The sequence below is a fragment of the Pseudomonas sp. GL_103 genome (assembly GCF_057835175.1).
On record NZ_CM174420.1, the window covers coordinates 2,901,916 to 2,915,290 of the forward strand.

The 13,375-nt window shown below is 60.8% G+C and carries 9 protein-coding genes; 7 read left to right on the plus strand and 2 right to left on the minus strand.

Annotation, left to right across the window (positions count from 1 at the left end):
• Window positions 1–143 precede the first annotated feature (143 nt).
• The 7 genes from AC3IP0_RS13205 to AC3IP0_RS13235 all read left to right on the plus strand — a co-directional run bounded on the left by AC3IP0_RS13205 (window position 144) and on the right by AC3IP0_RS13235 (window position 10,764).
• Window positions 144–1,151 carry a helix-turn-helix domain-containing protein gene (locus tag AC3IP0_RS13205; protein ID WP_489319652.1) on the plus strand — a complete coding sequence of 336 codons (1,008 nt, stop codon included), beginning with the start codon at window positions 144–146 and terminating at the stop codon, window positions 1,149–1,151.
• A gap of 88 nt (window positions 1,152–1,239) precedes the next feature.
• Window positions 1,240–2,304, plus strand: a complete 1,065-nt coding sequence (locus tag AC3IP0_RS13210) for a WD40/YVTN/BNR-like repeat-containing protein (protein ID WP_489319653.1) — start codon at window positions 1,240–1,242, stop codon at window positions 2,302–2,304.
• Window positions 2,305–2,321: 17 nt separating this feature from the next.
• Window positions 2,322–4,724, plus strand: coding sequence for an efflux RND transporter permease subunit (locus tag AC3IP0_RS13215; RefSeq protein WP_489319654.1), 2,403 nt, complete (start codon window positions 2,322–2,324; stop codon window positions 4,722–4,724).
• Window positions 4,725–4,880: 156 nt separating this feature from the next.
• The gene (locus AC3IP0_RS13220) at window positions 4,881–6,443 is read left to right on the plus strand and encodes a DUF1302 domain-containing protein (protein WP_489319655.1); all 1,563 of its coding nucleotides are present in this window, start codon (window positions 4,881–4,883) and stop codon (window positions 6,441–6,443) included.
• Window positions 6,444–6,464: 21 nt separating this feature from the next.
• Window positions 6,465–7,865 (plus strand): DUF1329 domain-containing protein, encoded by a 1,401-nt coding sequence (locus AC3IP0_RS13225; protein ID WP_489319656.1) that lies wholly within the window; start codon window positions 6,465–6,467, stop codon window positions 7,863–7,865.
• A gap of 74 nt (window positions 7,866–7,939) precedes the next feature.
• Window positions 7,940–8,812 (plus strand): SDR family NAD(P)-dependent oxidoreductase, encoded by an 873-nt coding sequence (locus tag AC3IP0_RS13230; RefSeq protein ID WP_489319657.1) that lies wholly within the window; start codon window positions 7,940–7,942, stop codon window positions 8,810–8,812.
• A gap of 455 nt (window positions 8,813–9,267) precedes the next feature.
• On the plus strand, window positions 9,268–10,764 hold the full coding sequence (locus tag AC3IP0_RS13235; RefSeq protein ID WP_489327610.1) for a multiheme c-type cytochrome: 1,497 nt from the start codon (window positions 9,268–9,270) through the stop codon (window positions 10,762–10,764).
• A 132-nt stretch (window positions 10,765–10,896) separates the two neighbouring features.
• On the opposite strand, the gene AC3IP0_RS13240 is transcribed toward AC3IP0_RS13235, so the two are convergent.
• Together AC3IP0_RS13240 and AC3IP0_RS13245 are read right to left on the minus strand one after the other, a co-directional pair.
• The gene (locus tag AC3IP0_RS13240) at window positions 10,897–11,361 is read right to left on the minus strand and encodes a hypothetical protein (RefSeq protein WP_489319659.1); all 465 of its coding nucleotides are present in this window, start codon (window positions 11,359–11,361) and stop codon (window positions 10,897–10,899) included.
• Window positions 11,362–11,670: 309 nt separating this feature from the next.
• Window positions 11,671–13,137 carry a flavin-containing monooxygenase gene (locus AC3IP0_RS13245; RefSeq protein ID WP_489319660.1) on the minus strand — a complete coding sequence of 489 codons (1,467 nt, stop codon included), beginning with the start codon at window positions 13,135–13,137 and terminating at the stop codon, window positions 11,671–11,673.
• Window positions 13,138–13,375: the final 238 nt, after the last annotated feature.

Sequence of the window (13,375 nt, forward strand, 5' to 3'; positions counted from 1 at the left end):
AAACGGGTGATGGCGAAAGTCATTTTTTGCGCGCTCCGATGATTCGTTTGGGTCGGACGCCATTAATCCACACGTTTTTTTGCAGCACCGTCACCGGATCAATCAGTAACCGCTACTGCACCGATCAATATGAGAATTGGACGATGGTTTTGCGATCACCACAGGCCGTTCGGGTACCCCATGGGCTGAGCACTCGATTGCTCGACGAATTGCAGCGCAATAGCCTGCCCGGCGCCGGCAAGCGCGGCGCAGACCGCGCGCTCTCGGCCGATGGCTTCGTGAAGCTGTTTCGTGAGGCCATCGAGCAGCTGGAAGCCCAGGTGGCCAAGGGTGAGAGTCATCCACCGATGCGCAAGCAGGAAGTGGACCTGATGTGCCGCTGCCTGCTCAGTTGCAGCACCCTCGGCGAGGCCATCGATTGCGCCGCCGAATTCTGCGCAATGCTGCAGCCCCGTGCCGGCAAGCTGAGCCTGGAGAGGCGCGGCGAACAGGCCGTTTTCCACATGGACTCCCTACGGCGAAAACGCAGCTCGGCCGCCTGCCTGGTCGATCTGACCGGGCTGTTTTGCTACTTGCAACTGTTCGCCTGGCTGACGGGCAAGACTCTGCAGGTGGACAGCGTGTTTCTGGCCCATCCCAAGCGCGAAGATGCCATGCCGTTTCTCGGCCTGTTCGACGCGCCGGTCGCGGTCGGCAAACGCACCTACGGCTTCAGCTTCGAGGCCGGCCTGCTCACGCGCCCGGTGATCCGCCAGCCTGTCGAGCTGGCCGCGTTCCTGGTGGACTTTCCCTTTCGCCTGGTTGGCGCCGCACCGAGCGTGGTGTCTGTCACGCAACAGGTTCGCGGGTTTATCGAAGCTGCGCTGAGCCACGCGCAGGCGTTGCCGACACTGGGCGAGATTGCCACGGCGCTGGGCTTCAGCGAGCCTACCCTGCGCCGCCATCTGGCGGCCGAAGGTGCCAGCTACCAGCAACTGCGCAGGCTGTGCCTGTGCGAGTCGGCACAGCGCTGCTTGCGCGACACCGACTGGACCATCAGCCGGATTGCCGACCATCTGGGCTTCAGCAGCGAGGCGGCATTTCGCCGTGCCTTCCAGGATTGGACCGGTCAAGCCCCCAGCCGTTATCGCGCGAATACCAACAGCGCCTAGCCGAAGCTATCGTCTAAATGGACGATGGCTGCCCCTGCGCAGCGCGGCTCTACTGGTGTCAATCGAACAGGCATCAGGAGCAGCAGGTATGGGCAGTGAACAGCAATGCCGTGCGCCGGTCAGCAACCGGCAAACCCCGGTCGAGCTGAACATCGGTGCCGCACCGGGGGCCCGGTGCGGCCAATCGCGAACCTGGCTGGGCCTGTGTCTGGTTGGCATGGTGGCCGTGGGTTCGGTCGCCTCGTTTCTGCCGCGACCCACCCCGACAGTGGCGCCGACCCGTGTGCAACCCCAGCAGATGCTGATCAACGGCGTGGCTCAAGCGGGTGCCAACCTGGTGGCTGCCGGCGAGTTGGGCCACTTGTTCGTCAGCCGGGATGCAGGCCGGCAATGGGACGAGGCCACCGTCAGCCCGCCGCGTGGCTCGACCCTGACGCATGCGTTCGTTGCCAGCAAGACCCTGGCCCTGGCGGTCGGACACGACAGCTGGATCTTGCGCAGTGAGGACGACGGGCAAACCTGGAAAGAAGCGAATTTCGACGGTGAAGCCGGCAATGCCTTGATGAGCGTCTGGGGAAACCCCGCCGGTCCGTTCTTCGCCATTGGCAGTTTTGGCGATTTCCGTCTTTCGACCGACCAGGGCCGAACCTGGCAAAAGCGCAACGTCGGACTTGGGGATCGGCATCTGTATGGCGTGGCCGGCAGCGGTCCCGACAGGATGATGCTGGTCGGCGAAAGCGGCCTGGCCGCGCGCTCCACCGATGGTGGGCAGAACTGGACCCGCCTGAGCGGTTTTTACACGGGCAGCCTGTTCGGCCTGGTTGCCTTGTCGGGCAACGACTGGCTGGCCTATGGCATGCGCGGCAAGGTGTTTCGCAGCAGCGATTTTGGTCAGTCCTGGACAGCGATCGAGTCGGGCACGGAACGGGCGCTATACGGCGGCACGCTGACCCGCGATGGCCAGGTGGTGCTGGTCGGGGAGGGTGGCGTGGTCATCGTTTCAGCCGATCGCGGTGAATCCTTCCAGTTGCTGCACGCCGGTGGCGGGCCCAGTTTCTCCAGTGTGGGCCAGACCGCTGACGGGCGCCTGATCTACACCGGGCAGCAGGGTATCACCTTCGAAAACCTCCCCTTGGCAACGTCGAATCACTGACGGATGCGAGCACTCTAATGAATAACAATAAAACGCTGCTGGTCGACCGTTGCGCCGACCTTTTGATGGCTCACCGACGTTGGTTGCTGCCGCTGTTCGTCGTCCTGACCGTGGTGTTCGCCGGCACGGCAACACGGATCAAGCTCGATCCCGGGTTCTACAAAATGATCCCCCTGCAACACCCTTACATGCAGACATTCGTCCAGTACCTGGATGCGTTTCCGGGGGCCAACCGGGTGTTGTTCAACCTGCGCTGGAAGGGCGAGGGTGACATCTACAACCCGGTGTTCCTCAAGGCGCTGCATGCGGCAAGCGATGAGGTGTTTTTCATCCCGGGGGTCGAGCGTACCCGGGTGTCGTCCCTGTTCACTCCGGACACCCGCTATGTCGAAGTGACCGAGCAGGGCTTCTACGGCGACGTGGTGGTACCCGCGCGTTTCAACGGCAGCCCGGCGGACCTGGACGTGGTGCGACGCAACGTAGCGCGATCCGGGGTGATCGGCCGGCTGGTGCAGAACGATTTGAAGGGCGCCCTGATACGTGCCGATCTGCAGGAAATCAATCCGCAAACCGGGCGCAAGGTGGATTACGCCGAAGTCGCCGCAGCCCTGGACAAGATCCGGGACAAGTACGCCAGCGAGCAGATCGAGGTAAACGTCATCGGTTTTCCGGTACTGATCGGCGACATCATCAGCGGCCTGTCCAGCGTCTTCACCTTCTTCCTGGTGGCCTTTGTCATCACCACGGTGTTGCTGTTTTTCTACTGTCGCTCCCTGCGCTTGACCCTGCTGGCGCTGACCGTGGCGCTGCTGCCAGTGGTCTGGTTGCTCGGGTTGCTGCCATTGATCGGCTTTGGCATCGATCCGATGTCGATCCTGGTGCCGTTCCTGATCTTTTCCATCGGTGTTTCTCATGCCGTACAGATGACCAACGCCTGGAAACTTGAAGTGTTGGCCGGTGCCGATTCGCTGACGGCAGCCCACAGCTGCTTCCGCCGTATCTTCGTGCCCGGCGCCCTGGCGTTGCTGGCCAACGCCTTGGGATTTGCGGTGATCATGCGCATTCAGATCGACAGCGTCCGTGAGTTGGGGATCATGGCGTGCCTGGGCGTGTTGCTGATGATCGTCACCAACAAGATGCTGCTGCCGATCCTGCTGTCGAACATGCGCCTGGAAGATTCCGCGCGGCGTGCCAGGGTTACCGCGGGCGGGCGCCATCCGTTCTGGTGGGCGCTGTCCACTGTGACCCGACCGGGGCCGGCGCTTTTGGTGATCGGTGTGTCCCTGTGCCTGTTGGCGGTGGGCATTGTCGAGTCGCGCAAACTGGTGGTCGGGGACATCGGCAGCGGCGCACCGGAATTGCGCGACGGCTCGCGGTACAACGTCGACAGCCACAGCATCGTCGACCGCTACGCGATTGGCGTGGACGTGCTGACGGTGGTGGTCGAAGCGAAACAATTCGCTGGCGATGACGCCTGCCTGCACTACGACGTGATGAACGCCGTGGACAAGTTCGCCACCTTTTTGCGCGGTGTGCCGGGTGTGCAGTCAGTGGTCAGTGTGCCGGACCTGGCCAAGGTCGGCATCACCGCCAACAACGAAGGCAATCCGCGCTGGTCGGCCTTGCCACGCAGCAGCCAGGCCCTGCAACAAGGTGCCGAGGCCTACAACCCGGACATGGGCATGAACACCCAGGGTTGTTCGGCCATGCAGGTGTTGATCTACACCCGGAACCACGAGGGCGCGACACTTGGCCACCTGACCCGGGAGATCAAGCGCTACATCGCCCTGCAAGCGCACGATGATGCCGCTACGGGATTTCGCGTCGACCAGGCCTTCCAACTGGCGGGCGGCAACGCCGGGGTGATGGCGGCGACCAATGAAGCCGTCGAAAAAGCTGAAGTCGAAATGCTCGTAGCGATCTTCAGTGCAATCACCCTGATGTGCTTTTTGACCTTTCGCTCCTGGAAGGCGGTGTTGTGCATCATTGCGCCGCTGGCGGTGGTATCGGTGCTGTGCAATGCCTTGATGGCCCTGTTGGGGATCGGTCTGAAAGTGGCGACGCTACCTGTGGTAGCCCTGGGCGTCGGGGTAGGGGTGGACTACGGGATCTATCTGTTCGAACGGGTCGAACATCAGCTCGAACGGGCAGGGCAGGATTTGCGCACGGCCTTTTATGAAGCCTTTCGCCAGCGTGGCACTGCCGCGGTGTTCACTGCTGTGACCATGTCGATTGGCGTGGCGACCTGGGCCTTTTCCCCCCTCAAGTTTCAAGCGGACATGGGCCTGCTGTTGGCCTTCATGTTCCTGGTCAATGTGTTTGCGGCGGTGCTGTTGCTACCGGCGTTGGCCTGTTGGCTGAACGTGGGCCGCCGGCACACGGCTTCTGCTGCACGGACACGAACACCCGTCGCTCGCTAGCCGGGCGACACGCTACAAAAAACCTCCTCCGACAACACCTTTTTCCGGTAGCGCAATGGCGTCCTGACCGTGGGCGTCGCTGCGCCAAAAAAAAGCAGATCACGGTTGATACAGGACAACAACAACTCACAAGAATGTCCCAGTGGAGCTGTCTAGATGAACGATACAAAACCTGAGAACAGGCGTCGCATGCTGTCGCGCCGTTTCAAACTGAGCTGCGTGACGTGTGCCTTGACCACGTTTGCGTTGCCATCCGTACAGGCAGGAACATTCGAGTTTGGTGACGGGATCGAAGCGGATTACCTCACGACGCTTAACTATGCCCTCAACACCCGGACGCAAAAGCAGTCCGACAAGCTGCTGGGCAACATCAACGGTGATGACGGAGATCGCAACTTTGACCGCGGCAACTTCTTCAACAATCGCGTCAGCGCCCTTGGCGAACTGAACATTCACAAGGGTGACAATGGTGTCCTGCTGCGGGGCTCGACCTTCTACGATTTTGCCTACAACAGTTCCAACGACAACAACTCGGCCGCGACGATCAACAAACTGGGCGCGGTCGATCATTTCACCTCCCAGGCGCAAGATCGTAGCGGCACGCGCACACGCCTGCTCGACGCCTATGCCTACACGACCCAGACCGTCGGCGACAATGGCTACCTTGACCTGCGCCTGGGCAATCAAGTTGTCGCCTGGGGTGAAAGCCTCTACATCTCCGGCATCTCCGGGGTGCAGGGCCCCGTCGATGCCACCAAGACCAACATTCCAGGCACCGAGATCAAGGAAGTCCTGCTGCCAGAACTGCAAGCCTCCGGCAAGTTCACGATCAATGACTTGACCCTGCTTGGCTATACCCAATTCAAAAATCATCCTTATGAGTTGTCACCCGGAGGCGACTATTTTTCCTATGCCGACATGATCGGGCCGGGCTCTGATTTCATACGGTTGGCGCCCGGTGATCTCGCGACACTGGTCAGCAATGGTGGGGCGCTGACCCGAGGGCCGAGCGAAAATGCCCGTGATGGCGGGGAGTGGGGCGTCGGTGCTCGCTACAAGGTCACGCCGTTTACCGAAGTGGGGGTGTACCGCCTGCGCTACCACGATCGCACCCCCAGTGTGATCACCGATTTTGCGACGCTGAGCTATCACCTCAAATACTTTGAAGACATCGACCTGACCGGCGCCAGCCTCTCCACCCGGCTGGGCGACTGGCAGGTGTCCGGCGAGGTCAGCTACAAGGACGGCACGCCGCTGGTGACCAAAACCGGTGTCTCTCGCGGCAACGCCACTCAGGTGCAAGTGTCGGCGCTGAAAACCTGGGGTAATACCTGGATTTCACCTCAAGCGAGTTTTTCCGGCGAGCTTGGCGCGGTCCACGTCAACGACGTCGACGAGGGTGGACTCTCCAGTCTGGCCTACGATCGCAACGCCCAATTTGGCCAGTTCAACGTCACCCTGACGTACCCCAACGTTTTCGTGGGCTGGGACATGGACGTGCCCTTCACCTATGGCCGCTCCTTCAATCAGTCCGCTGTCAGCTCCTTTGGTTTCGGCGGAGACGGGGACTCACGCGCCAGCCTCGGTGGCGTGTTCAAGTACCTGAACAACTTCCAGGTGGGTGTGACCTACAACGCCTATCTCGGCTCGGCAGACCCGTTGGAAAAGCCGCTGGCCGACCGCGATTTCGTGGCGATTAACTTCAAATACAACTTATAAGATCCATCAGGAGAGCATGTGATGAAGGCTTCGATTTTCCGTGCAAGTCTGCTCGCTGTCGGTGTTCTGACCGCGTTGAGTCCATCGGCCTGGGCCAAGGTTTCTCCCGAAGAAGCGGCCAGGCTTGGGCACGAACTGACCTGCGCTGGCGCGGAACGTGCCGGTAATGCCGAGGGCACGATCCCGGCTTTTTCCGGCAAGTGGGTAGGCAAGCCCGACACCGTGAAATACGAGGGCACCGGGCATTTCTGGCCGAACCCTTACGCCGCCGAAAAACCGCTGTTCGACATTACCGCCAGGAACATGTCGCAGTACGCCGACAAGCTCACCGATGGCCAGAAGGCCTTGCTGACGAAGTACCCTGATACCTTCCACATCCCGGTCTACACCAGCCATCGCGATTTCGACTTTGCGCAGTGGGTGTGTACAGCGTTCAAGAAAAACGCGGTCACGGCACAACTGGTCGACGATGGATTGGGCCTGGCAGCGGTCACTGGATCAAGTCCGTTCCCTATCCCGAAAACCGGCCTGGAACTGTTGTGGAACATCAACAACACCGGTGCCCAGCCTTACACCACGGAAGTCACCACCCAGGAACTGGTTGTGTACCCGGATGGCAATCTGGCATGGGGTGAAACCCTGTCCAGATTCCTCGGGCTGCGCAGTGACCCCGGGGTCATGCGCGATACCGCCGATGCCGGCGCAAAGTACGGCAGGCTCAATGCACTGTCGCTGACCAAAACCATCCTGCCGCTGCGCGACAAGGGCAGCGTGAACGTCTCGCTGGAGTCCTTCAACTACAAGGAAAGCCCGCGTGACGTGTACCTCTACAACCCCGGAACACGACGGGTTCGACAGGCGCCTTCGTTTGGTTTTGACATGCCCTTGGGCGTCGGTGGTTTCCGGGTGGTGGACGAACACCACATGTTCAACGGCTCGCCTGAGCGCTACGACTGGAAGATCGTCGGCAAGAAGGAAATCTACATTCCCTGGAACGCCTACAGCACCAATCAGAGCGATGTGAAAATGGCTGACCTGGCCAAATACAAGGGCCACATCAATACCGACTACATGCGCTTTGAACTGCAACGTGTGTGGGTGCTGGAAGCCACGCTCAAGGAAGGCTTCCGTCATCAGTATTCCAAGCGCGTGTTTTACATCAACGAGGACACCTGGTCGGCGGTGATGACAGACCAGTACGACGGTCGCGGCCAGCTGTGGCGCACGGTGTTGGGCAACTGGATGTGGGCCTACGAAACACAAACGCCGTACTGGGGCATCGCCGCTCACCAGGACCTGATCTCCGGTGCCTACCTGATCGACAACGTGCCGAACGAACGGGGTGCGCCGTTGCTCAACGCCGGCAAGGACTGGACGCCGGCGATGTTCACCGCGGAAGCGGCGGCCCGGGCCGGACACTGATCTTCACGCAACAGCAAAGCCATCGGCTCGATACGGGGATGGCTTTGCACTCGACTTGATCCCAAGGAGTACCCATGACTCAAACATCTCTAAAACTGGCCGGGAAGGTTGCCCTGGTCACCGGTGCCAGCCGGGGTATCGGCCGCGCCATCGCCCAGCGTTTCACGGCAGAAGGGGCGACCGTGGTGGTGAGCGCACGCAGCCTTGAGCAGACGGCCAGCCTGCCGGGGACATTGGCCGAGACGGTCGAACTGATCAGGCGCTCCGGCGGCCAGGCCATTCCATTGGCGGCCGACCTGGAACTACCCGCCGAGCGCGACACCTTGGTCGCTCGCGCCGTTGCCGTCGCGGGCGGCCTGGATATCCTCGTCAACAACGCGGGTTTCGCCGAGTACTGCGACGTTGAAACGATGAAGTTCAGTGTGTTCGAGCGCACGCTCGATCATTATTTGCGGGTGCCATTCGCGCTGAGCCAGGCCGCAATACCCTTGATGCGGGCTCGGGGTGGCGGCTGGATTCTGAACCTGGGATCGGTTACAGCTCTGCCACCGCTGCGCCCCTATGGCGATTTCGAACGATTCGGCGGGATTTCCGTCTATGCCGCGGTCAAGGCGGCCATAAACCGCTTCACCCAGAGCCTGGCGGCTGAGCTTGAGGCCGACAATATTGCGGTGAACACCGTGGGGCCGAGCACCGCGATTCGTACCCCGGGTGGCGGGCGCTATATCCCCGACGACTACCCGACCGAGCCCGTCGAATACCTGGTGGAAAGCGCATTGGCGTTGTGCCATTTACCTGCTCGCGACCGAACCGGACTGATCACCCACAGCCTGCACTTTCCCCTGGTTCACGGGTTGCCGGTCTTCACCCTGGACGGCCGCGAGAGGCTGCCGGCGCCGGTCATTCCTGCATGGGCGCATCCGGCCATCGAACCGACAGGTGCATAAGTTAAGCAGGTTGCAGCGATGGAGTTGGCGGCCCAGGTGATGGTTCAGATCTGAGCGGCTCATTAAATCCGGGGGAGCAGTTCGGCTATCGGATGTTGTGCGGCGGTTGTACCGCAGGACTGGCCCTTGATCTGAATCTCCCCGCTTTCGGAGTGAACTCCCCCCGCTAGTGGGCGCGATTCCCCAGCAGGATTAGCGTCTGCATCAGCTCAGGCATTTCAAATTCCGAGCAATGTTTGCGGGGCGTTCAGGTATGTCGACAAATATTGTCACATCGATGGCAGGGTAATTGCTGAGCGAGGCTATCCCGTTCATGAAAGGTGTCGGGACGCCGTGGAGCTGCAAGTACCCCCATTGAGTGATTGATGTGACCGTCGGGTTGCATCACGAAATACCCCTGGCGACTCAATGGAAGTGCTGCGGTCATCCTCTGCAACTGTCCAGGGGAAGTCGTTATGAACCACTCCAAGGTAGTGCTGCTGCGCCGTCTGTTGTGCTTGCTGGTTTGCCTGCTGACGACCACGCTGGTTGCGGCAGACGAACCTCAGGGCAATGACAGTCAAAGTAACGATAAGTGGGTGGAGCCGGCGCGCTCCAGGCTCATGCATGTGATTGGCGGGATGCCGTTCTTTCCCCATCGGGCCAATACCACCGGCAACCTGGTCTTGAATGTGAAGGACTTCGACAATGCCCAGGTCTGTGGTGCTTGCCATACGGAGATCTACAGGCAGTGGCGTTCATCGATGATGTCCCAGGCCTGGGATGAACCCATCTATCGGGCCTTGCTCAAGCGTGCGAGTACGGCCACCGAGGGCAAGGTCGATAACTTCTGCACCGGCTGCCATACCCCGATCGGTCTCACGACCGGGCAGATCACTTCGCAAGTCAACCGCTCTTCGATTGAAGACAGTGCGAAGAATCATCCGATGCCCGGTGTCGATTGCGAGACCTGCCACAACATCAGTGCCCGCACGGGCCTCGATAACGGCGCCTATGTCCTGAGTCCTCGAGCGAACGGTAAACCGACCAAGTTCGGCCCGCGCAGGGATGCCGTTTCGCCTTATCACGACACCGTGTATTCCGCCCTGCACACGCGCTCGGACTTTTGCGGCACCTGCCACAACGTCACGCACCCCTTCAGCAGCGTGGCGGTGGAGCGCACCTATGACGAATGGCAGGAGAGCACCTACAGCCTCAACAATGTGACCTGCCAGAGCTGCCACATGCCGGGTTTTGCGGGCAAGGCCGCGATCATGGGGCCAGACCGCGAGTCGGTCGCCTCGCATTGGTTCAGCGGAGCCAATGCGATGATGCTCCAGCATCTCGGTCAGGAGGAGGGCGCGCAACGCGCACGGGACATGCTCGCGAGCGCCGGCGACATAAAGTTCGAGCAAGTGCCGGCAGCCATGACGCCCGGGCAATACACCTCGGTAGCGGTCAAAGTGACCAACGTCGGCGCCGGGCACAAGCTGCCGACCGGCTTTCCCGAGGGTCGGGAAATGTGGATCGATTTTCGGGTACAGGATGCCAATGGTCGCGAGATCTATCGCCTGGGTTCGATCAAGGACGGCAAGACCGAGGTCAACACGCGAAATTTCAAGGTGCACATCGGCGACAAGGATGGCAACCCGCTGGACGTCGAGGTCTGGAATGCCACGCAGATTCTCTCGGACAACCGCATTCTGCCCAAGGGCTACGATATCGGGGAGTTCTCCTTCCTGGTGCCGGCCGACGCCGTCGGGCCGCTGACCCTGATGGCCGATCTGAACTACTGGCCGTTTTCCCAGAAACTGGCCGACTATCTGCTCGGCAAGGATAAAGTGCAGGTGGAAATCACCCGGATGGCTAACGTCACGCAGAGCGTACCCCTGTCGACCGGATCCGAGACGGCGAAGCGGACGGTACCCGCGAAGTTGAAACTCGACGACGTTAGCGCCTACTACAAAGAATGAACATGTCATTACCGTCATCGAACAGGCAACGCGTCCCGGACAGCGACCGCATCCAGTAACTCGCGCTATTACCATGGCGAATTAGATCCCCAACGGCGCGGCCGCCGCGTCGTTGGGGGCAGCGATGACGGATCAGCGCGTATAGGGGCCTTGCAAGTTGACCTGGGTGCCAAGGAACCAGCCAAACCAGGAGGCGACACCGAGCCAGGGATCGGTCCGCGCCATGATGTCCATCAGGTTGACGTTCAGTGTGCCGGTGAGGTCCGTCATCATCGCCGGCGTCGGATAGCTTTTGATAATGCCACTGCTGCTCCAGATGATCGCGAACTCGTAATACGTCCCCTCGACATAGGTGCCCTCGGGCGCTTCGGGAATGGTGAGTGTCGAGTAAGAACTATATCCCGGGCCGTCGAGCGGATCGGAGCAGGCCCAGGCGATTGCCCAGAAGAGCGGCATCAGGTTCTGGTAGGCCTGCAACATCAGCCCGTTGGCCATGGCGGTTGCGGTGGAGCTGTCGTGGTCCGTTGTCGAGGAACCGCCGCTGTTGCCAGTGGGTATCGGGCGGTTGCCGTTGTCGGCGTAGATGTAGAAGTTCATCAGGCGCCCGTGGTCGCTGACGATGGCGGTGTAGAAGTGCAGCGGACGAGCAATGATCGGCTCTAAACATAAAATGCCGTGATAGCATTTTGAACTAAGAGTTTTATAGCTCGTCCATAAATTCCCGGTCTACGCTCGCAGCAGTAGCTCTTGATCAGGGGCAGAGCGCAGAGGTGAACGTATGGATGCGGCAGTAGGTGAAAATGCAGATACCGTCGCAGAACTGCCGCCTGAGGCAGACATGGGGTAGTAGCCGTAGAACGGTTGGGTTACCACGCGGAGTGTGGGAACCAACAGCGCAGCTCGCGGTTATGGCTGCCCCTTCGGCGAGGAAAACACCAGGTAGCCATCCTCGACTTTGCCGAAGCGCAACAGGACGAGGTCGAGGACGTAGTTCTGGTACAGCTTCCACGGTGCGCGGTCGCCCTGGCTGGGGAGCTTGTGCGCTACGCGCTGGATGTAGCCGGAGTTCAGGTTGAGGAAGGGGGCTGTCTTGACCTCGCCGGTGGTGTTGCACGGCGTGCACTGGCGCATGCTGATGGCGTCCATGTGGTTGATCAGGCGGCAGAAGTATTCGCTGGAGAGGTCGGTCTTGAGCGTCCAGCTGGCGTTGGTGTAGCCGAGCACCACTGCGGCGTTGGGCAGGTCGCGCAGCATGATGCCGCGGTAGCCCATGCTCTGCGCGGCATCGAAGGGTTTGCCGTCCACCGCCACTTGCATACCGCCGAACAACACCAGGTCCAGGCCGGTGGCAGTGATGATGACGTCGGCTTCGAGCATTTGGCCAGACTTCAAGCGGATGCCGGTTTCGGTAAAGGTGTCAATATGGTCGGTAACCACCGAAGCCTTGCCTTGGCGCAATACCTTGAACAGGTCGCCGTCGGGCACCGCGCAGACGCGTTCGTCCCACGGTTTATAGCTCGGGCTGAAATGGCGCATGTCGAAACCCTGGCCGAGTTGGCGCCGGGCCTTGTCCAGCAGCGCCTTGCGTACCTGGTCGGGGAAGGCTTTGGAGAGGTAGAAAAAGACCATCTGCAGGGCCACGTTGCGCCCGCGCGCCAAGCGGTAAACCCATTTTTCCGGCAGGAAGCGCCGCAGGACGTTGGAGACCGCGTCTTCCTTGGGCAGGTTGATCACGTAGGAGGGCGAGCGTTGCAGCATGGTGACGTGCCTGGCCTTGTCGGTCATCGCCGGCACCAGGGTGACGGCGGTGGCGCCGCTGCCGATCACCACCACTTTTTTGCCGGTGTAATCGAAATTCTCGGGCCACAGCTGGGGATGGATCAGTTCGCCCTTGAACTGTTCGCGGCCGGGGAAATCGGGGGTGTAGCCGGCTTCGTAGCGGTAGTAGCCGGTACACATCAGCAGGTGCTGGCAGCTGAGCCGCAGCGGCTCTGGCTCGTCGCCGCGCTGCACTTCCAGGGTCCAGGTCGCGCTGTCGGTGCACCAGTCGGCCTTGAGCACTTTGTGCTGGTAACGGATTTTGCGGTCGATGCCGTTTTCCCGCGCCGTTTGCTCGATATAGCTGCGGATCGACGGGCCGTCGGCGATGGCCTGCGGGTCGCTCCAGGGCTTGAAGTTGTAGCCGAGGGTGTACATGTCCGAGTCGGAGCGGATGCCCGGGTAGCGGAACAGGTCCCAGGTGCCGCCGAGAGCGGAACGCCCTTCGAGGACGGCGAAGCTCTTGCCGGAGCACTGCTGCATCAAGTGGTAGGCAGCACCGACGCCGGACAGGCCGGCGCCGATGATCAGTACGTCCAGATGTTCAACAAACATGGGGGTTCCTCGGTCGATGGGCCTGGGTGCGATCCATGGATTCAAGACCACAAGCCCGATACCTGCCAGATTCGCCGCAAGTAGTATGTTCGGCACACTTGTCCACCCGTTTTAATTCGATCTGAGCATTCATTTGCATTCGTTCTGACCGCCCGATTGCATCGGGTTTGACCAGCACGCGTTGTAACCATGATGGGCTGAGAACGGCCATATCCGGTCGCTCGTGACTGCCCACAGT